Genomic DNA, 19,524 nt, shown 5'->3' with positions numbered 1-19,524 from the left:
CATGTCCGCTCATCCCGACAGTGTCCGGGCGAAGACCGCGCTACTGTTCCCGCCCGGATTCGTGTGGGGCGCCGCCACCGCGGCCTTCCAGGTCGAAGGGGCGACGACCGCCGACGGCCGGACCGACTCGATCTGGGACGTCTTCGCCCGCCGGCCCGGCGCTGTCGTCGGCGGCGACACCGGGGAGCCGGGCGCCGATCATTACCGGCGCTACGCCGAAGACGTCGACCTGATGCGGCGGCTCGGGCTCGGCGCGTACCGTTTCTCCCTGTCGTGGCCGCGAATCCGGCCCGACGGCGGCACTCCGAACCCCCGGGGGCTCGCGTTCTACGACCGGCTCGTCGACAAGCTGCTCGAAGCCGGGGTGGAGCCGTGGGCGACGCTGTATCACTGGGATCTCCCCCAGTCGCTGGAAGACCAGGGCGGCTGGGCGGTACGCGAGACCGCCTTCCGGTTCGCCGAGTACGCCGAAACTGTCGTCGCGCGCCTGGGCGACCGCGTGCCGCGCTGGTCCACCCTGAACGAGCCTTGGTGCGCCGCGATGCTGGGCTACGCGCGCGGGATCCACGCGCCCGGGAGGCAGGAGCCCCGCGCCGCCGTCGCGGCCGCGCACCACCTGCTGCTGGGGCACGGGCTAGCGATGGACGTCCTGCGGCGGCACGCGCCGGCCGCGGCGTCGGGGGTGACGCTGAACCTGTACCCGGTGTCGGCGGTCGACCCGTCGTCCACTGTGGACGCCGAGGCCGCGCGCCGGATCGACGGCCTGCAGAACCGCTTGTTCCTGGATCCGGTGCTTCGTGGCTCGTACCCCGACGACCTGCTGGCCGACCTGGCGCCGCTCGGCATCGGTGACCTGGTGCGGGACGGCGATCTCGCGACCATCGCCGCGCCGATCGATTGGCTGGGCATCAACTACTACCGCGGTTACCAGGTCGCGGGCACTCCCCTGCCCGGCAGCGAACCGGCGGGCGCCGACTGGCTCGGCTCCCCCGACGTCCATTTCGTCCCCGACGAGGCGGCGCCGCGTACCGACTCCGGCTGGGAGGTCCAGCCGTCGCGGCTCACCGAATGCCTGCTGCAGGTGCACCGGGACTATCGGCCGATCCCGTTGTACATCACCGAAAACGGCGCGTCGTATCCCGACGCGCTGGTCGGCGGGGACATCGCGGACACCGACCGGATCGCCTTCCTCGACTCGCATCTGCGCGCCGCGTACGACGCGATCGAGGCGGGTGTCGACCTGCGCGGCTACTTCTACTGGTCGCTGCTCGACAACTTCGAGTGGGCCGAGGGGTACGCCAAGCGGTTCGGCCTCGTGCACGTCGACTACGCCACCCAGCAGCGGACGCCGAAGCGAAGCGCGCTCTGGTACTCCCGGACGATCGGGCTGAACGGGCTGAGCTGACGGCAAGGGGTCGTTCAGGACGTCCTTCGTCCCGAACGACCCCGCCCGACGGCTAGCCTCGGCTGACGACCGCGGCCCGTTCGGCGACGGCCCGCTGATCGGAGCCCTGGGCCTCGGCGGTCCGGAAATCGTTGACGCAGCCGGGCACGTCCGCCGGATAAACACAGTTGTCAGGCAGGTTGCCGCTCACTACGGCGCCGTTCACCAGCGTGACGTGCGCGTTCAGCGTGTGGATGCCACCACCGGACGCCGGACTCGGATAGGAACCTGCCCCAGGCTCGCCCGCGGCGTTGTCGCCGACCTTCACGGCGTCGAGCGTGAGGTTGTCGTCGAACACGCCGATTCCGCCGCCTCGGCCTCCGTAGCCGGAGTACCCGGAGTACCCGCCCGGGCCCGCGATTCCGGCGTCACCGCCTCGGCCGGCCTGATTGCCCGAGACGGTGACGCCGGTGAACGCGGGATTCAGCAGCCCCTGGCTCGACGACAGGAACACGCCGCCTGCCACGCCGCCGCTGCCGCCGTCCCCGGCTCCGCCGCCCTCGGCACCGCCCGTACCACCCTTGCCACCGCTCCCGGCGCTGTTTCCGGTGACGCTGCCACCGATGATCCGTAGGACGGTGCCGCTGATGACCTCGACACCGCCACCGTAACCGGCAGCCCCGCCTCGGCCGCCCGGTTTGGCGGCCACACCGTTTCCGCCGGGGCCGCCGGCGCCACTGGCGTTACCGGTGATCGTGGTACGCGTGATCGTCAGTGTGGCCCGTGAGGAAGAGTACGAGGAGATACCGCCGCCGAATCCTCCGCTGCCGCCGCTGCCCGCATAGGTGGTGGCGGTCGCGTCCGCGCCACGAGCACCCGCGCCGGCGGTGTTACCGCTGATGATGCTGTCGGTGATGGTCAGCGGGCCCCAGTTCTGGATGCCGCCGCCGGATCCACCCGGGTTCGCGTCGCCATAGGAGTTGGTCCCGGCTCCGTCGGGAGCGTGGCCACCGGTGATGGTGATCTCGTTCAGGGTCAGATCACCCCAATTGGTGATGATCCGGAATCGGGGGGCGTCCTTCGCGCGTTCGATCGTGGCGTGGTTGCCGTGGATGGTGAGCTTTCCTTCGACGGAGGGCAGCCCGGAATTCCAGCGGGCGTCGGCGGCCTCCGTGAGCGTGTAGACGCAGTTCGGCGCCAGCGAAAGCGCGTCCGGCTCGGGAGTCGCGTTGGCGTCGGCGACGGCCTTGACCAACGCGGCGGGAGCACAGGGAACGGTGGTTTCGGCGGCTTGCGCCGATGGAGCGACCAGGGCGAACGTCCCCAGCACGGTGGCCGTGGTCGCGATTCGTCTTCGGGTTCCGGCACTCGGCATCATCGGAGAACCTCTCAGGTCGAGGAATGGAATGACGACATTTCCACGGAATTCCCCAGTCGCGAAAACGTCGCACCGAGAACATTAGAAGTGCCACCCGCACTCATCAATGGATATGATCCGCATCACACGATTACCGGTTATCGGGAATCGTCGCGAAAAGCCGGATACGAAGCGGAAGCCGTATCGGATCACCGTCACCCCGGCGGTATTGCGGTGGCCGCGCCCCGGCAGGTCTTGTTATCGTGGAGCGGACCTGATCGACGAACAGGGAGACCAGACGTGGCAGGTGAAGACGACATCTCCGGGTGAGCCGGAGTTGGCAGGCCACCGGCGCTGACGCCGACGTGGCCACTTTGTCGTCCCCTCGAAACCACGTCCACCGCGGTGCCTCCCTGTGGCGCCCGCTGTCTTTCACGAGGTCATTTCCATGTCAGACGCCTTCGTCGTCGTTTCCGCCCTGTCGTTCGCCTGGCCGGACGACACCCCGGTCTTCGACGACCTGTCCTTCACCGTGCCGGGAGGCCGCACCGGCCTGGTCGCGCCGAACGGAGCCGGCAAGAGCACGCTTCTCAAACTGATCGCCGGCGAGCTGCGGCCGGTGTCCGGGACCGTTTCCACTCAGGGGGTCCTCGGCTATCTGCCGCAGTCGCTGCCGCTCACCGCCGAGCTGAACGTGGCCGAGGTGCTGGGCATCGCACCGCAGCTCGCGGCGCTGAGCGCCATCGAGTCGGGTGACGCGAGCGACGAGCATTTCACCACCATCGGGAACGACTGGGACATCGAGGAGCGCACCCGGGCACAGCTCGACCGGCTCGGTCTCGACGGCATCGCGCTGGACCGGAGCCTGCGAACACTGAGCGGCGGGCAGATCATCTCCCTCGGGCTGGCCGCCCAGCTGCTGAAACGGCCCGACATCCTGCTGCTGGACGAACCGACCAACAACCTCGACCTCGACGCGCGCCGCAAGCTCTACGGCGTGCTCGAGGACTGGTCCGGCTGTCTGCTGCTGGTGAGTCACGACCGGGAACTGCTCGACCGGATGGACCGGATCGCCGAACTCGACCGCGGCGATCTCCGCTACCACGGCGGGAACTTCACCCAATACGAAGCGGCGGTCAAAGCCGAGCAGGAGGTCGCCGAGCGCAACGTCCGCAGTGCCGAGCAGGAGGTCAAACGCGAGAAGCGGGAGATGCAGCAGGCGCGCGAACGGGCGGCGCGGCGCGCGGGCAACGCCGCCCGCAACCTCGGCAACGCCGGTCTGCCGAAGATCTTCGCCGGCACCATGAAACGCAACGCCCAGGAATCCGCGGGCAAGGCGAACGAGACGCACGCGGCCCGCGTCAACGATGCGAAGAACCGGCTCGACGAAGCCGAACGCTCCCTGCGCGACGATCACAAGATCGCCCTGATCCTGCCGGGCACCAACGTCCCCGCCGGGCGCACGATGTTCCACGGCGAGCACATCCAGGTCCGCTACGGCGACCGGAACGTCTTCGCGGGCGACGGCGTCGACCTGACGATCCGCGGCCCCGAACGGATCGCGCTGACCGGCGGGAACGGCACCGGGAAGTCGACGCTCCTGCGAGTGCTCAACGACGACCTCACGCCGGACGGCGGCGTGCTGAAGCGGGCGGAGGGCCGGATCGCGTACCTCTCGCAGCGACTCGACCTCCTGGACCTCGACAAGACCATCGCCGAGAACTTCGCCACGTTCGCCCCGAGCCTGCCCGAATCGCAGCGAATGACCCTCCTCGCCCGCTTCCTGTTCCGAGGCGCGCGAAGCCAGCTTCCCGTCGGCGTCCTCTCCGGCGGCGAACGCCTGCGAGCCACCTTGGCCTGCGTCCTGTTCGCCGAACCCGCGCCGCAGCTGCTCCTGCTGGACGAGCCGACCAACAATCTGGACCTGGTCAGCGTCGGGCAGCTGGAGAGCGCGCTGGGGGCTTATCAGGGGGCCTTCGTGGTGGTGAGCCACGATGAACGGTTCCTGAAGGAGATCAAGGTGGATCGGCGGGTGCGGTTGGCCGACGGGGCGCTTCGGGAGTCCTGATTCGGTGCTCGGGAGTGGTCAGGACGGTTTCGGCGCACCGTCCTTTTCGCTCGCTTCCGTCCTTGGGCGGCTCCTCCACGATGGGGGAATTGGGACGTTGAGTGTCCCGGTTCCCCCATCGTCGGCACCCCGGCGCGCCGAGTGTGGAGGATCTGGGACGTCCCACATCCTCCACACTCGACATTTCAGTTCCGCCCAGCTCAGGCGCGGTACCGGTCCGCTCTAGCCTTCCTTACCGCTCACAAGGCGTTTGCTCCGCATTTAGTCGGCTAACTGCGATCCCGTTTCCTTGCGTGATATCCATGCGGGGCGGTATCACTCTTCAGTGTTGTTCGCGTCTTTTGATTGTTGCTCAAAATTACGAACACGTGTTCGATTTCTTCGGGTATTATGGAGTCGTGTCCGAGACCTTCCTTCCCGAGTTGCCGCAGGAGTTGTGGCGTGCTGGCAAGCTGGAGCTTGCGCATGGCGTGCAGCAGTCCTTGCAGGTGATTCGGATGGCGACTGCCGCGCTGGGGCAGTTTCTGGCGGAGATCGAGTCTCGGGGCGTCAAAGACTTGTACGGCCATGGCAGTGCGGCCAGCTGGTTTGCGGATATGGCGGGATTGTCGCGCGGTGAGGCCAGTGCGGTGGTGAAGCGGGCCGTCGCGTTGAACCCCACCCGGGCTCTGGACGGCACCGAAGTTCCCGCCGTTGCTCCCGCGACCGCCGCGGTCGCCGCCGCGGGACTGATCGGGGACGAGCGGATCGATCAGATTCTGGAGATTTTGAAACGACTCCCGGCCGATACCTCTGCGGAGGATCGGGCGAAGGCGGAGAAGATCCTCGCCGACCTGGCCCCGAATGCCGGACCCGCACAGCTCACCAAGGCCGAGGCGAACCTGCTGGGCTGGCTCGACCCGGACGGCAAGGAACCCAAAGACCCCGAACCTAAGGAACCACGCCGCGAGATCACCCTGGAACGCCGGAAGGACGGGTTCTGGAAGCTGACCGGCCTCCTGGACGATGAGACCGGGGCTCGGACGGCGGCCGCATTGGAGGCGCATGCCCAGCCGCGGCCGGTGGACGAGTTCGGGCAGGCGGATCTGCGGATGAAATGCGAGCGCATGGGAGACGCCTGGGCCGACCTCCTCGACCTGGCGATCGCCTGCCCGGACCAGCCCGGCACCAGCGGCTACCGCACCCTCGTGCACGTCACCATCGGACTCGAAGAACTCAAATCCGGTCTCGGGACCGCCTGCCTCGACTTCGTGGGCACGATGACCGCGCGCGAAGCCAGACTCGCCGCCTGCGACTGCCTCATGCTGCCAGTCGTGATGAGCGCCTCGGGCGAGCCACTCGACATGGGACGCCTGCGACGATTCGTCACACCCGGCCAGAGACGCGCGCTGAACATCCGTGACGGTGGCTGCGCCTTCCCCGGCTGTCATCGGAAACCCAAGAACTGCCACGCCCACCACATTGAGCACTGGGCAGACGGAGGCCCCACAGATCTCCGGAACCTGGTCCTGCTCTGCGGGTTCCACCATCGGCTGATCCATCACGGGGACTGGGAAGTACGCATGGCGGCCGACGGGTTACCCGAGTTCATCCCACCCCAGTACCGGGATCCGCTCCGAAAACCCCGCCGCAACACCCTGCACCACGTCTAGGCCCGAGGAGCCCGCCAGCCACCCAGGCGACGGGCCCCTCGGCATACCCGCAGCTCCCGATCAGGCGACCATCCCGACAAAGGCCCGGCACCCGCCCACCACGCCACCGCGCTCCACGACGCCAACCCATACCTTGATCGACGGAGGATCCGGGACACTCAACGGCCCCAATCCGCCGTCGATCAAGACCAACGCCAGCACACCACTTCCGCAGCCCCAAAGGCGACCTCTTCCGTCGCTGAACCGACGATTCAGGAGCGCGCCACAAAGCTGATCACCACGACCGGACCGATCACGCACGACCGTGTGGATTTCAGGTCATCCAACGCACCAAAATCCACACGGTCCCGCCGCCAACGGACCGATCACCACTCGGCCAAGCGAAGCCCTCCATCACCATTGCAATCCGACGGCCCCGCTACCCCGACGCAAGAAATCGAGCCCGATCACGCAGCCCTACTCATTTGACCGCGAAATCCACGAAGACCCCACACAGCAAAGAAAAGGTCCCGCTTCCGCTCAGCGAAGGCTGGGGGTTCCTGCGAGCAGGAAGCGGGAGTTTGTGGCCGGTACGGGGGCCGCCTCTCGGCGAGTGGCTCAACACGGCTCCGGCCGAACCGGTATTCCGTGAAGGCGAAGGGTGAGGCCCGGGGGCACCATCCGTACCGACACTCTCTACAACGCACCACCGGCCGAAATGTTCCCCGGCGACGAGGCCGAATCGCTGTGACCCGCGTCAACACTCGAACGAAAAAGACCCGTTCCCGCTCAGCGAAGGCCTGGGGGTTACCTGCGAGCGGGAACGGGAGCCAACACCCTCTATAACGCGCCCCCGCACGAAAATGTTCCTCCGGAAACGGGTGACCTAAATCAAAGGAAAGACCCGCTCCCGCTCAGCGAAGGCCTGGGGGTCGCCTGCGAGCGGAAGCGGGAGCCAAGGCCGATACGGTGGGCCGCCTCTCGGCGAAAGGCACGACATGGCTCCGGCCGAACCGGTATTCCATGAAGGCGAAGGGTGAGGCCCGGGGGCACCATCCGTATCGACACCCTCTACAACGCCGCGCCCCGGAAAACGTTCCCCACGAAAGAAGTGACGCGCGTCAACACACGAATGCGGTAACGCTCAGCAGGGCGGGGGAACCTGGGCGACGAGTTCCTCGGGAGCGGAAAGCCGCCATGCCTCGTAGACCAATTCGGTGAGCTCGTCGGATTCGATGCCGTCGAGGTACACCACCACCCAGCCGAATCCCCCGGCGGTGAACTGCACCTCGAAGACGTCGGGCCGTTCGGCCACGAGAGCTTCCTGTTCCGAGAGGGTCTGCTTCAGTCCGACGGTCTGGGTCCGCGGCCAGTAGTAGCCGAACCGCTTCCCGCGCACGCTGAACGACTCCCACTCCTTCGCGTCGGAGCGCTCGACGTCGGCGAGCGTCTTCAGCATCCGGTGGAACTCGTCACTCGACACGCTCATCTGAACCCCAAACCCCAAGAAACTCCGTCCACCCCAGTCTAAACGGCCCCCTCCTTTGAGGACGCGAGACGGCGAACCGAGGGAACGGTAGCCTCGCCGAGGGAGATCCACTCGATCCGGGGAGCTGCGAAATGGACCGACCCGTCACCGCGGCGGAGCTGTTCGACGCCATCGGTTCCGACTACGAAGAGGTCTTCGGGCGGGCTCCGGTGGTCGACAGGGCGGTGCGGCATCTTCTGGGCGCGCTGCCTCCGTCTTCGAGGGTGCTCGACATCGGCAGCGGTACCGGCAAACCGGTCGCCGAGGACCTGTCGTCGGCCGGCCATCGGGTGACCGGGCTCGATGTGTCGCCGGTGATGATCGATATCGCGCGCGAGCAGGTTCCGGCCGCCACCTTCGTCCACGCCGACGTGCGCGAATGGACCTCGCCGCCCGAGAGCTGGGAAGCCGTCTGCGCCTTCTTCCCGTTCCTCCAGATGCCGCGCGAGGACACCGAAGCCGTGCTCGCCGACATCGCGCGCTGGCTGGTCCCGGGTGGTCTTTTCGCGCTGGCCACCGTTCCGAGGGACGTCGAGGACGCGTCGGCGGAGTTCTTCGGCCGCAGTTTCCTCGTGACCAGTTTCGCGCCGGACGACCTCGTCCGGCGGGTCGAGGCGGTCGGTCTGGAGGTCACCGGCACCCACTCGGAGATCTTCACCGCGGACGAGCCGGGGACCCCGCCGGAGGAACACCTCCTGATCACCGCTCGGCGCCCGGCCTGATCATGCCGACCATCAGCGTGATCACCCCGGTCCACCAGCCGAGTCTGCCGTACTTGACCGAGGCGTACGAATCCCTCGCCGCGCAGGAACTCCCGCCGGGCTGGGCCTGGGAATGGCTGGTGCAGGAAGACGGCGAGACCGGCCTGCTCGACGGCGCCCTGCCCGCGGACGAACGAGTGCTGCCCGGCTCGGGCCGCCGGGGCGGTCCCGGGGTCGCGCGGATGATGGCGCTGTCCCGCGCTTCCGGGGAGCTGATCAAGGCTCTCGACGCGGACGACCTCCTGGCGCCCGGCGCGCTCTCGCGGGACATCGCCGCGCTCGAAGATCCCGCGATCGGCTGGACCACTTGCCGGGTCCTCGACCTCCTCCCGGACGGGACGACGGCCGGCGTCGACAGCGACCCCGACGAGGGGCGGATCGAGCGGGGCGCGATCCTGCGGCACTGGCAGCGCAACGGCTACGTGTCGTCGGTGGTGGCCGGGACCTTGTGCATCCGCCGCGAATTGCTGCTCGACCTGGGCGGCTGGATGGCTTTGCCCGCGTCGGAGGACACCGGACTCATCCTCGCCGCCAACGCCTGCTCGGACGGCTACTTCATCGCCACGTGCGGCATGTTCTACCGGAAGTGGTCCGGGCAGGTCACCAGATCCGCGGCGCACAACGACGAGGGCGAGCGGCTCGCGCGGATGCGGCTGATCGAGGAACGCGCCGAGGTCATGTTGGCAGGTCGACGATGTCGAGCAGCGCCTTCGCGCACAGATCCCGGATCTCCTCCCGGGTCAGCCTCCGGTACTTGAGCCAGTCGAGGCAGACCGCCACGACGAAGGCCAGCCAACCGCGGACGAGCACCCGCAGCGCCTCCGGCGGCTCGCCGTCCGGGCACAGCACTTCGAGGATCCGGCGGCCCTGTTCGGCGAAGTTGTTGTCCAGGACCTCACGGACGCCGTCGACGGCGATGGACGTGCCCGAATGCAGTGCCCGGTATCCGTCCTCGTTGGCTTCGACATAGCGGAGGTACGCGTCGAGACCGGCCGTCAGCTGCTCCTCGACCGGCAGCGTCGGATCGGACTTGGTCATCTCGAGCAGGCGTTCGCCCTGTGACCTGATGACTTCGGTGACGAAGTCCCGTTTCGTCGGGAAGTAGTGGTACAGCAGCCCTCGGGACACCTCGGCGATGTCCGCGACCTGCTCGATCCACACGTCGTCGTACGGCCGCTCCGCGAACAGGCGCGCACCGATCCGCAGCAGCTGTTCCCGCCGCTCGGCGGTGGTCAGCCTGCTGCGGGGCTTCCCGGAAGTACTCGGCGCCATCCGGGCATCGTACTTACTTGACACGGGTTCAGTAACAGGCCACGCTCGCTATTGGATGCCGGTTCAACAGCGCTCACCCTGGAGGGGCTCGATGGCCACCGCTCTCCCCCATCCCCGCGACGGATTCCGTTCATCGGCGACGTGCTCGGCGTTTCACCGAAGACGCCGGTCCAGGACTCGATGCGGCACGCGGCCGAGCTGGGCCCCGTCTTCGAGCGCAAGGTGTTCGGCCGGAGCATCGTGTTCGTCCACGGCGCCGCGATGGTCGCCGACCTTTCCGACGAGAAGCGGTTCGCGAAGCACGTCACCCCCGCGATCTCGAATCTCCGCCCGCTCGGCGGCGACGGGCTGTTCACCGCACACAACGAAGAGCCGAACTGGCGGCGCGCGCACGAGATCCTCGCGCCCGCGTTCAGCCGCAACGCCATGCAGCGCTACCACCCCACGATGCTGGCGATCACCCGCGAACTGCTGGACACGTGGGACAGGGGCGGCGAGGTCGACGTCGCGGACGACATGACCAAGCTGACGCTGGAGACCATCGGCCGGACGGGCTTCGGGTACAGCTTCTCGTCGTTCGAACGCGCCGAACCGCATCCGTTCGTCGCCGCGATGGTCCGCACGCTGCGGCACGCGCAGCGCATGGCGATCCAGCCACCGGTCATCGGCCCGCTCCTCAGCCGCAAGGCGAACCAGCGCAACGAAGCCGACCTCGCGTTCCTGCACTCCGTCGTCGCCGACGTCATCGAGGCACGCCGGAACGATCCGAGCACCGAAGACCTGCTCGGGCTCATGCTGAACACGACACAGCCGAGCACCGGCGCGGCGCTGGACGAGGACAACATCCGCCACCAGATCATCACCTTCCTGGTGGCGGGGCACGAAACCACGTCGGGCGCGCTGTCGTTCGCCCTGTACTACCTCGCCCGCAACCCGGACGTCCTGGCCCGCGCGCAGTCCGAAGTGGACAAGGTCTGGGGCGAGAACCCGGATCCGTCGTACGAGGAGGTCGCGAAGCTCCGCTACGTCCGGCGAGTGCTCGACGAAGCACTCCGCCTCTGGCCGACGGCGCCCGCGTTCGCGCGCCAAGCCCAGGTGGACACCGTCGTCGGCGGCGGCGAGTACGCGATGCGGAAGGGACAGTGGGCCCTGGTCCTCATCCCGGCGCTGCACCGCGATCCCGTCTGGGGAGACGATCCCGAGTCGTTCGACCCGGACCGCTTCTCCCCCGAACGCAACCGCGCCCGGCCCGCGCACGTCTACAAACCCTTCGGCACCGGCGAACGTGCCTGCATCGGACGGCAGTTCGCCCTGCACGAGGCGACGCTGGTGCTCGGCATGCTGCTGAGCCGGTACGACCTGCGGAGCGACCCGTCCTATCGGCTGAAGGTGCAGGAGCTGCTGACCCTCAAACCGGAGGGCTTCAAGCTGGAGGTCTCGCTCCGCGATCGCGCGTCGGTGCCGGCCTAAGGCTTGAGCAGCCCGTCGAAAAGGGCGTCCACCAGGGCGCGGGGAACGCTCGCTCCCGTGAGCGCCCGGTAGACGATCGGGCCGACGACGGCGTCGAGCGCCGCGTCGAGGTCCAGCGTGGTCGACAACTCGCCTGCCTCGATCCCGCGCGCGAGGAGGTCGCGTTCCCGTTCCCGGCGCGGGCCGAGATAGCGTTCGTGCAGGCTCTTGGCCGTTTCGGGACTGTGCTGCGCTTCGGCGATGAGCGCGAGCAGGACCTTCCCCGCCGGGTCACGGGTGACGAATCGCGCGTAGCCACGGAAGTAGCCGCGGAGATCGGCCGGCTTGTCCGCCGGGACCGGGAAGCGCTTTTCGCTGTCCTCGACGAGTGTGTCGAGCAGGATCTCGACCTTCGAGGGCCACCATCGGTAGATCGTCTGCTTGGCGACTCCCGCCTGCCGCGCGATCGCCTCGATGGTCAACCGCGCGAAGCCGTGCTCGACGAGCAGGTCGTCCGCGGCATGGAGCACGGCAAGGCGGGCCGCCTCGTCGCGCTGGTTGCCGGAGCGCGCCCTGCGGGGCCGCGAATTCACGACTGGCATGCGGTCACTATACCGGGCTATTGTCGAGACGAGACGTAGCGTCTAGACAAAATCCCTTCATCAAGGAGTTTTCATGTCTCGAACAACCGAACGCCAGGCTCTCGTCCTCGGCGCCTCGCGCGGCCTGGGACTGGTCCTGGCCGAGGAGCTCACCCGGCGCGACTGGCAGGTCGTCGCCACGACGCGCCGGAGCGGAGGCGATCTCCAAGCGAAGGCCGACGCCTCGGACGGGCGACTGCGGGTCGAGTCACTGGAGATGACCAGCGACGATCAGCTCGCCGCCCTGCGCGACCGGCTCGACGGCACCGAACTCGACCTGCTCTTCGTCAACGCCGCGATCGACCGCGGGAATCTCCCGATCACCGAGGTCTCGACGGAGACCTTCGCCGAAGTGATGATCACCAACGCGTTGCGCCCGCTCCGCGCGCTGGAAGCCCTTCGCGATCTGGTCGTACCGGGTGGCACCGTCGCGGTCATGTCGTCCAGGCAGGGCAGCATCTCGCTGAACACGAGGCCGGGATTCGAGGCCTACAAGGCCAGCAAGGCCGCGCTCAACCAGTTGATGCGCAGCTACTCCACCCGGTACGCCGACGACGGGCACACCAAGCTCCTCATCCACCCCGGCCACAACCGGACACCGCTCGGCGGTCCCGGCGCTCCTCTCACCGCCGAGGAGAGCATGCCGGCCGTCGTCGACGTCCTCGAAGCGCAGGCGGGCGCGTCCGGTCTGCAGTTCCTCGATCTCCACGGCGAAATCGTGCCCTGGTAGGTCACATCTCCGCTCCGGGATCCGTCAGTGCGGTGAAAGCAAAACGGAAACCCTGGAGGAGAACATCATGGAAACCCGGATCCCCAACCCCGCGATCGCGAACCCGGCCACTTTGAAGGCCCTGATCGCGCTGGCGGAGTCGACCGGCGACACCGGTGTCCCGAAGACCACGCACTACCTCATGCACGTCCGTGCGAGCCAGATCAACGGATGCAGCGGCTGCCTGGAGATGCACACCAAGGAAATGCGCAAGGCCGGCGAGTCCGACGAACGGATCTTCACCGTGGCGGCGTGGCGTGACACGGCCTACTACACCGACGCCGAACGCGCGGCGCTCGCGCTGGCCGAGGCCGTCACCCGGATCGCGGACCGGGCCGACCCGGTCGACGACGCGGTCTGGAACGAGGCCGCTCGCCACTACGACGAAAAGCAGCTCTCCAGCCTGGTCCTGTCCATCGCCGCCATCAACACCTGGAACCGGCTCAACGTCGCGACGCGGCAGATCGCCGGCGCCGCCTGATCGGGCTATTCGGCCTGCCGTAGCTCCACACAGCACTCGGCCACGCCGGGAACGAGGGCCGCTTCCACGTTCCCAGCGCGCACGCCGTTCAGGAAACCGGCCAGGAAGGCCTGGTTGATCCCGCAGACCAGGTCCGGGGCCTTCGCGGCCAGCGGGTGGAACGGGCAGTTCCGCAGGCGGACGCAGGTCCTGCTGTCCCGGCTCGGTTCGAAGCCATAGCGGCGAAGCATCCCCTCGGCCACGGTGAGTGCGCGTTCCGCGCCGAGCCTGCCGGGCCGCGTCCGCGCGCGTTCCTCCTCGCCCGCCGCGAAGCCACGCTCCCCCGCGACCCGGCGCACGGCTTCCCTCGCCGTCTCACCGGACTCTTCGGCGAGCACCGCCTCGGCGAGGATGTCCGCGAGAACCTCGTGCCGCCGCGCCGGAAGCTGCACCTGGATGGTGTCGTCGACGGGTTCGTAGACCTTCGGCCTGCGCCCCACCTTCACCACCGGGCCCGCCGCGAAACCGAATCTGAGCAGCCCGGCATCCACGAGTTTGTCGAGGTGGAAGGCGGCGAGCTTGCGGGAGATCCCCACCGCGGCCGCCGCCTCGTCCCGCGTGACCGGGCGCCGCGCGCGCCGGGCGTAGGCGTACATACCCCGGCGAAGGTCGTCGTCGAGAGCCGCCACCGCGGCGATGGCGGGGGCGTCGAGGCCGTCCGGGTCGGGCACTGTCACGTACACCACGATATCGCCTATCTCAACCGACTGAACACCCTGGATCACGGATCTACCATGTACGATGAGCCCGCGGGTGGCAAAACACCCAAAAGTCTTGGTTAAATAACCACTGGGGATCGCGTCCAGCCTAGGAGGCCCAATGTCCACTCCCGCCTTGCGCGTCGTGCACGAAACCGGGCCGGGGCCGGACCTGGCGGCCGCCGAAGCCGCGGCCGCCGATCTCCTCACCGCGCTGGGTATCCCACTGGACTCCGAGAGTCTCCGCGGCACGCCGGGCCGGATGGCGCGCGCGTACGCCGAGCTGTTCACCCCTCGGCCGTTCGATCTGACGACGTTCCCCAACGACGAGGGCTACGACGAACTCGTCCTCGCCAGGGGGATCCCGGTCCGGTCCGTCTGTGAACACCACCTGCTGCCGTTCGTCGGCGTCGCGCACGTGGGTTACCTGCCCGGCGAGCGCATCCTCGGCCTCTCCAAGCTGGCGAGGATCGTCGAGCACTTCGCCTGTCGTCCGCAGGTCCAGGAGCGGCTGACGAAGCAGGTCGCCGACTGGCTGGAGGAGCAGCTCGAACCCCGCGGCGTCGGCGTGGTGATCGAAGCCGAGCACTCGTGCATGACGTTGCGCGGCGTCCAGGCCGTCGGTTCGAGCACCGTCACCTCCACCCTGCTCGGCACGCTCCGCGAAGACGCCCGTTCCCGGCAGGAGTTCTTCGCGCTCACCGGCATCAACGGCTGACGGCGGGCTCGTCCTCGTAGGCCGCGGAGACGATCGCGCGGTCGAACACCCGCCAGGTGAGCGCGGAAACGAGCACCGCCACCACGAAACCGGCCCAGTACGGCGTCGTCAGCCCGAACTTCGACGCCACCGCACCGCCGAGCAACGCGCCGACGCAATTGCCGCCCGCGATGATGAACAGGCTCGTGCTGCCGACCCTGCCGAGCATGTCCGGCGGGGTGAGCCGCTGACGCAGGGAGCTGCCGACGATGCCCCACAGCGCGCCGTGCACCCCGAACAGGAACAGCGTCACCCCCACCACCGGCGCGTTCGTGCTCGTCGCCAGCACCAGATGGGTCCCGGCCTCGATCAGCAGCCCGATCCGCAAGGTCCACGTCGGCGTGCACCACCTGATCAGCCGGTCTCCGGTGACCGAGCCGAGCAGCCCGCCCACCGCCATGCAGGTGAACAGCAGGCCGTAGCCGACGGACCCCAGCTGGAGCCGCTCCTTCGCCAGCAACACCAGCACGGAGGTGGCCGCGACGAGCGTCAGGTTCAGCATGCCGATCAGCCCGACCATGGTCCGCAGCAGGCGCTGACCGGCCAGCCACCGGAATCCCTCGGCCGCCTCCGCCCGTATCGAGCGCCGCACGACGGGCTCGCCGGGATCGTCGCCGGGTCGCGATCGATAGGCACCGGCGATGAGCCCGAGCAGCAGTGCGCTGACCGCGTACGTGCCGGCGTTGACGTAGAACGGGATGCTCGCCGCGACACCGAACAGGAAACCGCTCAGCGGGCCGGAAAGCATGCCGTGGGCCAGCGTCGTCCCGGCGTACAGCCGCCCGTTCGCCCGCTCCAGCAAGGACTTCGGGACGATCGCGGGCAACATCGCCCCGCTCGCCGTCCGGAATACGACCTCGCTCGCGTTGATCACGAAGAGGACCGCGTACAACAAGGCGATGTCGACGTTTCCCGCCGTGATCGCGACGGCCAGCAGCGCGACGGCGGGGACGCGGATCCAATCCAGGATGATCATCAGCTTCCGCCGGTCCACCCGGTCGACGAGCACCCCGCCCGGCAGTGAGAAGAGCAGCCAAGGCAGCCACGCCACCGCGAAACCGCCCGAGACCACGAGCGGTTCGTCGGTGCGGGAAGCGATCAGCAGCGGTGCCGCCACCGTCGCGAGACCACTGCCCAGCGCGGACGTCGTACTCGCCGCCCAGAGCTTCGCGTACCTGCCGTCGAGCCGCTCCCCAGTCATGAGATCAACGTAGCGAGCGGTGACCCAGCGGATGCGGGGTTTCACTCACAGCTGAGTATTCGCCCCTCTAGACTGCCCTTCCGTTCGTCCTTGGGAGGGAGCACGGATGGTGCTGGTGCGCGACGTCGATCCGGCCATTCTGCTGAAGAACTCGCCGATCGGCGGGGATCTGCGCCCGTACCTGCCGCGGGATGCCGATCAGGATGTCCGGGCCGCGCTGTCGGCGGCGCCGTTCACCCTGATCGTCTACGAGCACAACTCGGGAGTCCGTCGGACCGCCTACGAGGCGTTGCTGGCGTCGTACCCGGACTACGAACTGATCCTCAAACCGTTGAGCACCGACCTCGCTCGCCAGAAGGGCGCGGCCACCGCCGTCGTCTGGCTGGACGGCGAGCTGGACGAGAACTTCATCGATCTCTCGCGCCCGTTGACGGCCTGGCTCGGACGGCACACCGCTCGCCGGGCCCTGGGAGTCATCCGGGAAGACCGGTACGAGAATCCGAGGCTGCGAGGAGTCCTCGATCCTCTTCGCCCGACCATCGTGAGACTCGCCGCGGACCTTTCCGGCGGCGAGCGCCTCGTCGCCGATCAGATGTTCCCCGAAGCCGCACCGCTGCGGATGGCCGGGCAGCTCGCCGGACTTTCCGCGGAAACGCAGCCGCCGAAACCCATCGAGCCCTCCGACCCGTTCGCCGCTCACGTCGCCGATTACCGGCCCGACACCGAGGACGGCGTCGACCGCCTCGGCATCGGCGCCGACGTGCGCATGCTCGCCGATCTGGTGGTCTCCCGGATGATCACCCCTCCCCTGTCGATCGGCCTGTTCGGCAGCTGGGGTTCGGGCAAGAGTTTCTTCATGCGGCAGATGCGGCTGCGCGTCCGCGCACTCGCCGATTCCGCGCGGGCGGCCGAGACCGGGGCGGGTGCGCACGGGAAGTCGGTGTCCTCCTATTGTTCGAGCGTCCGCCAGATCAGCTTCAACGCCTGGCATTACAGCGAAGCGAACCTTCTCGCCAGCCTCGCCACGCATATCTTCGACAACCTCGCCGCGAGCGGCGCCGAGAACGACCTACAGCGCCAGGCCGACCTGCTCGCGGAGCGCCGCAAGACCGAGAAGACCCTGCTCGGCAGGCTCAGCGCGGTCCGGCTCGAACGCAGGACGTTGACGGCGCGGCAGAAGCAGGCGAACCGGCGGCGGAAGCCGCGCGAGTACGTCCGCGCCGTCTTCGACAGCCTCACCGACGCGGACAAGGCGTGGATCGGCTCCAGGATCGGTGTCGACCGGCCGACCGCCGAAGACCTCGAACGGCTGGCCAGGGAAACCGGCGGACTGCGTTCCGACGTCGCCGAATTCTGGCGACGGCTGCGGCAGGATCCGGTTCCGCTGCTGGTCCTGATCGGCGGGCTGGTGACGGTCCTGGTCGTCACGTTGCTCGTCGGCCGGTCACAGGTCTCCGGACTGCTCGGCGGGCTCACGGTGGTGAGCTCCGCGCTGACCGTCGTCCTGCGGATGCGCGCCAGCGCCGGCCGGATCCACCAGGCGCTCGGCAAACTCGGCGGTCCGTCCGAAGAGGACGAAGAGACCGAGCGGCGCCTGGCCGAACTGGACGCGGAATCCGACCGGCTCGAAAAGGCGGTCGCCGAACTCGCGCCGGGGCTGGACCTCGTGTCGTTCGCCGAATCCCGGGTCTCGGACTACGTCGAGCATCTGGGCGTGGTCTCCTTGCTGCGCAAGGATCTCGAAACGTTCGCGACGATGCTCGCCGAGGTGCCGCACGGTTCCGGCAAGATCGAGCGGACCGTGCTCTACATCGACGACCTCGACCGCTGCCCGCCCAAGGTCGTCGTCCAGGTCCTCGAAGCCATCCATCTCCTGCTGGCCCTGCCGGTGTTCGTCGTCGTGGTGGGGGTCGACTCCCGGTGGCTCAAGAAGGCCGTCGAGCAGCACTACGAGGAGATGCTCGGCGACGACCCGGAGACCTTCGCCGAGAACTACCTGGAAAAGATCTTCCAGGTGCCGTTCACGTTGTCCCCCATGGACGATCCAGGGTTCGCGGGGCTCGTGCGCGGGCTCGCCGAAACCGAGATCCAGGATTCCATCCCGGCGCCCGTACCCGCCGGGAAGGATCAGGCCACCGGCGGCCGCGCTCCGGTGGAGGCGGCTCTCCCGCTTCCCTCGGAAGAACCGGCACCGTCGTCCGAACGGTCCACAATAGACGTCCGCCCTCCTCGTCTGGTGATCTCGCCGGTGGAACTGGATTTCCTGCCGACGCTGGCCCCGTTCATCAGGTCCCCACGGGCCGCGAAGCGACTCCTGAATCTGTATCGCCTGCTACGAGCGCGTTTCTCCGGAGAGGAACTGGCCGGCTTCCTCGCCGACGGCGACCGTGAGGCACCGTTCCGCGCGGTGCTGGTGCTGCTCGCGGTCCACGTCGGGCATCCGGACGCCATCCGATGGTTCGACGATCTCGAGGCGACGGGCCCCGAAGACACCGCCCTTGAAATCGTGTCGTCGATGAACGACCACGAACTGCGGCCGAAGCTCGAACGCGGCCTGTCCGGCGACTCGTGGCCGCGGCTGGCCGCGTCCTATCAGCGCTGGCTGCCGTTGGTGAACCGGTTCTCGTTCGCCCGCGACCGCTCGATATCGGGCCCCCGGTAGAGCCGCTCCGGGATTTTCGCCAGCGTCGACGGATGGACCTGCGAGCCGAGACCGTAGAGCTTCTGGAAGCTCATGATCAGCGGCCGCCACCGGTCGGGGTCGATCCGGTCTTCGGTGCCCGGCATCCGGATGTCGTCGTGGACGTGGACGCGCTGTACGCGCACTTCGAACACGAGCACGCCGCCGCGTTGTTTCGGATCGTCCTCGGCGAGGGGGTGAACGGCCTCGACGACGGCCTCCATCGTCACCGGGCATTCCGCGACGCGGGGCGGCCGGACCGTTTCCGATTCGACCGGGGTGAGCCCGGCGCGGGTGAACTTGTCCGGTTCGTGCCGGTAGCCGCGTTCGTACTTGCGGGACGGGACCGGATCCGATCCGGTGGTCAACGCCAGCCTGTCGACGGCGGCCGCCAGCGCGTCGGAAGGGAGATTCAGAACACATTCACGGTTGCGCATGAGATTTTGCGCCGTCTTGGACTTCGCGCCCAGCCCGAGCATGCCCCGCCAGCCGAGCCAGAACGCCGACGACATCGGAGCCAGGTTCGGCGTGCCCGCTTGGTCGACCGTCGAGAGCAGCACCACCGGGGTGCCGAAGTAGAGGATTCCGGGCTCGATACGGGTGTGCGCGGCCTCGGCCGCCGTCGTGGAAACTGTCACGTTCGTCAGCTTCGCCGCCTCGCGCACGGGAGGCTGGCGAGAATCGGACTTCGCGATCAACACCGTCGGCGGACGGCGTCCCGCCGCCCGAACACTTACCCTTTTCCGAGACGGTTCCCTTGGGCGGACGCGAACCCGCGGTCGTTCGGAGTATTGCGTTCGGCCGATTG

17 protein-coding genes are annotated in these 19,524 nt (G+C 68.2%); 10 read left to right on the top strand and 7 right to left on the bottom strand.

What is annotated here, in order from left to right:
• Position 1: 1 nt before the first annotated feature.
• Positions 2-1,405 (top strand): GH1 family beta-glucosidase, encoded by a 1,404-nt coding sequence (locus tag MJQ72_RS06485; protein WP_240601267.1) that lies wholly within the window; start codon positions 2-4, stop codon positions 1,403-1,405.
• A 52-nt stretch (positions 1,406-1,457) separates the two neighbouring features.
• On the opposite strand, the gene MJQ72_RS06480 is transcribed toward MJQ72_RS06485, so the two are convergent.
• Complete coding sequence (locus tag MJQ72_RS06480; RefSeq protein ID WP_240598216.1) at positions 1,458-2,762, bottom strand: hypothetical protein; 1,305 nt, start codon at positions 2,760-2,762, stop codon at positions 1,458-1,460.
• Between the two features lie 427 nt (positions 2,763-3,189).
• Between MJQ72_RS06480 and abc-f the strand changes: the two genes are divergently transcribed.
• Both abc-f and MJQ72_RS06470 read left to right on the top strand, forming a co-directional pair.
• A complete protein-coding gene (abc-f, locus tag MJQ72_RS06475) occupies positions 3,190-4,809 on the top strand; it encodes a ribosomal protection-like ABC-F family protein (RefSeq protein WP_240598215.1) in 1,620 nt (539 codons plus the stop codon).
• Positions 4,810-5,207: 398 nt separating this feature from the next.
• Positions 5,208-6,461, top strand: a complete 1,254-nt coding sequence (locus MJQ72_RS06470; RefSeq protein ID WP_240598214.1) for an HNH endonuclease signature motif containing protein — start codon at positions 5,208-5,210, stop codon at positions 6,459-6,461.
• Positions 6,462-7,584: 1,123 nt separating this feature from the next.
• Here MJQ72_RS06470 and MJQ72_RS06465 read toward each other — a convergent pair.
• Positions 7,585-7,929 (bottom strand): MmcQ/YjbR family DNA-binding protein, encoded by a 345-nt coding sequence (locus MJQ72_RS06465; protein WP_038512763.1) that lies wholly within the window; start codon positions 7,927-7,929, stop codon positions 7,585-7,587.
• Between the two features lie 131 nt (positions 7,930-8,060).
• Between MJQ72_RS06465 and MJQ72_RS06460 the strand changes: the two genes are divergently transcribed.
• On the top strand, positions 8,061-8,690 hold the full coding sequence (locus tag MJQ72_RS06460) for a class I SAM-dependent methyltransferase (RefSeq protein ID WP_240598213.1): 630 nt from the start codon (positions 8,061-8,063) through the stop codon (positions 8,688-8,690).
• Positions 8,691-8,692: 2 nt separating this feature from the next.
• Complete coding sequence (locus tag MJQ72_RS06455) at positions 8,693-9,487, top strand: glycosyltransferase (RefSeq protein ID WP_240598212.1); 795 nt, start codon at positions 8,693-8,695, stop codon at positions 9,485-9,487.
• On the opposite strand, the gene MJQ72_RS06450 is transcribed toward MJQ72_RS06455, so the two are convergent.
• Positions 9,405-10,001, bottom strand: a complete 597-nt coding sequence (locus tag MJQ72_RS06450; RefSeq protein WP_125695689.1) for a TetR/AcrR family transcriptional regulator — start codon at positions 9,999-10,001, stop codon at positions 9,405-9,407. The two genes, MJQ72_RS06455 and MJQ72_RS06450, sit on opposite strands and share 83 nt — an antisense overlap.
• A 141-nt stretch (positions 10,002-10,142) precedes the next feature.
• Here MJQ72_RS06450 and MJQ72_RS06445 point away from each other — a divergent pair, with 141 nt between their 5' ends.
• Entirely contained in the window at positions 10,143-11,471 is a 1,329-nt protein-coding gene (locus MJQ72_RS06445; protein WP_240598211.1) for a cytochrome P450, read from the top strand.
• Here MJQ72_RS06445 and MJQ72_RS06440 read toward each other — a convergent pair.
• Complete coding sequence (locus MJQ72_RS06440) at positions 11,468-12,052, bottom strand: TetR/AcrR family transcriptional regulator (RefSeq protein ID WP_240598210.1); 585 nt, start codon at positions 12,050-12,052, stop codon at positions 11,468-11,470. The genes MJQ72_RS06445 and MJQ72_RS06440 overlap by 4 nt on opposite strands.
• Positions 12,053-12,125: 73 nt before the next feature.
• Between MJQ72_RS06440 and MJQ72_RS06435 the strand changes: the two genes are divergently transcribed.
• Both MJQ72_RS06435 and MJQ72_RS06430 read left to right on the top strand, forming a co-directional pair.
• A complete protein-coding gene (locus tag MJQ72_RS06435; protein ID WP_240598209.1) occupies positions 12,126-12,821 on the top strand; it encodes an SDR family NAD(P)-dependent oxidoreductase in 696 nt (231 codons plus the stop codon).
• A 67-nt stretch (positions 12,822-12,888) separates the two neighbouring features.
• Positions 12,889-13,341, top strand: a complete 453-nt coding sequence (locus tag MJQ72_RS06430) for a carboxymuconolactone decarboxylase family protein (protein WP_240598208.1) — start codon at positions 12,889-12,891, stop codon at positions 13,339-13,341.
• A gap of 5 nt (positions 13,342-13,346) precedes the next feature.
• Here MJQ72_RS06430 and MJQ72_RS06425 read toward each other — a convergent pair whose 3' ends face one another.
• Complete coding sequence (locus tag MJQ72_RS06425; protein WP_240601266.1) at positions 13,347-14,063, bottom strand: metalloregulator ArsR/SmtB family transcription factor; 717 nt, start codon at positions 14,061-14,063, stop codon at positions 13,347-13,349.
• A gap of 136 nt (positions 14,064-14,199) precedes the next feature.
• On the opposite strand from MJQ72_RS06425, the gene folE reads away from it, so the two are divergent.
• Positions 14,200-14,796: a GTP cyclohydrolase I FolE gene (folE, locus tag MJQ72_RS06420; protein WP_240598207.1), complete on the top strand. Its 597-nt coding sequence runs from the start codon at positions 14,200-14,202 to the stop codon at positions 14,794-14,796.
• Here the strand turns inward: folE and MJQ72_RS06415 are convergent.
• Positions 14,786-16,036, bottom strand: a complete 1,251-nt coding sequence (locus MJQ72_RS06415) for an MFS transporter (RefSeq protein ID WP_240598206.1) — start codon at positions 16,034-16,036, stop codon at positions 14,786-14,788. The genes folE and MJQ72_RS06415 overlap by 11 nt on opposite strands.
• 106 nt (positions 16,037-16,142) lie before the next feature.
• On the opposite strand from MJQ72_RS06415, the gene MJQ72_RS06410 reads away from it, so the two are divergent.
• Positions 16,143-18,698: a P-loop NTPase fold protein gene (locus tag MJQ72_RS06410; protein WP_240598205.1), complete on the top strand. Its 2,556-nt coding sequence runs from the start codon at positions 16,143-16,145 to the stop codon at positions 18,696-18,698.
• On the opposite strand, the gene MJQ72_RS06405 is transcribed toward MJQ72_RS06410, so the two are convergent.
• The gene (locus MJQ72_RS06405; RefSeq protein ID WP_240598204.1) at positions 18,629-19,354 is read right to left on the bottom strand and encodes a flavin reductase family protein; all 726 of its coding nucleotides are present in this window, start codon (positions 19,352-19,354) and stop codon (positions 18,629-18,631) included. The two genes, MJQ72_RS06410 and MJQ72_RS06405, sit on opposite strands and share 70 nt — an antisense overlap.
• Positions 19,355-19,524 lie beyond the last annotated feature (170 nt).

It is taken from the genome of Amycolatopsis sp. EV170708-02-1, assembly GCF_022479115.1.
GTDB lineage: Bacteria > Actinomycetota > Actinomycetes > Mycobacteriales > Pseudonocardiaceae > Amycolatopsis.
This window is presented reverse-complemented; position numbering and strand designations above follow the sequence as displayed.

What these genes read in the sequence shown, in the direction of transcription:
- folE (WP_240598207.1), top strand. Translation starts at nt 14,200, where the DNA reads ATGTCCACTCCCGCCTTGCGCGTCGTGCACGAAACCGGGCCGGGGCCG.
- MJQ72_RS06485 (WP_240601267.1), top strand. Translation starts at nt 2, where the DNA reads ATGTCCGCTCATCCCGACAGTGTCCGGGCGAAGACCGCGCTACTGTTC.
- MJQ72_RS06460 (WP_240598213.1), top strand. Translation starts at nt 8,061, where the DNA reads ATGGACCGACCCGTCACCGCGGCGGAGCTGTTCGACGCCATCGGTTCC.
- MJQ72_RS06465 (WP_038512763.1), bottom strand. Translation starts at nt 7,929, where the DNA reads ATGAGCGTGTCGAGTGACGAGTTCCACCGGATGCTGAAGACGCTCGCC.
- abc-f (WP_240598215.1), top strand. Translation starts at nt 3,190, where the DNA reads ATGTCAGACGCCTTCGTCGTCGTTTCCGCCCTGTCGTTCGCCTGGCCG.
- MJQ72_RS06455 (WP_240598212.1), top strand. Translation starts at nt 8,693, where the DNA reads ATGCCGACCATCAGCGTGATCACCCCGGTCCACCAGCCGAGTCTGCCG.
- MJQ72_RS06440 (WP_240598210.1), bottom strand. Translation starts at nt 12,052, where the DNA reads ATGCCAGTCGTGAATTCGCGGCCCCGCAGGGCGCGCTCCGGCAACCAG.
- MJQ72_RS06480 (WP_240598216.1), bottom strand. Translation starts at nt 2,762, where the DNA reads ATGATGCCGAGTGCCGGAACCCGAAGACGAATCGCGACCACGGCCACC.
- MJQ72_RS06430 (WP_240598208.1), top strand. Translation starts at nt 12,889, where the DNA reads ATGGAAACCCGGATCCCCAACCCCGCGATCGCGAACCCGGCCACTTTG.
- MJQ72_RS06450 (WP_125695689.1), bottom strand. Translation starts at nt 10,001, where the DNA reads ATGGCGCCGAGTACTTCCGGGAAGCCCCGCAGCAGGCTGACCACCGCC.
- MJQ72_RS06435 (WP_240598209.1), top strand. Translation starts at nt 12,126, where the DNA reads ATGTCTCGAACAACCGAACGCCAGGCTCTCGTCCTCGGCGCCTCGCGC.
- MJQ72_RS06410 (WP_240598205.1), top strand. Translation starts at nt 16,143, where the DNA reads ATGGTGCTGGTGCGCGACGTCGATCCGGCCATTCTGCTGAAGAACTCG.
- MJQ72_RS06415 (WP_240598206.1), bottom strand. Translation starts at nt 16,036, where the DNA reads ATGACTGGGGAGCGGCTCGACGGCAGGTACGCGAAGCTCTGGGCGGCG.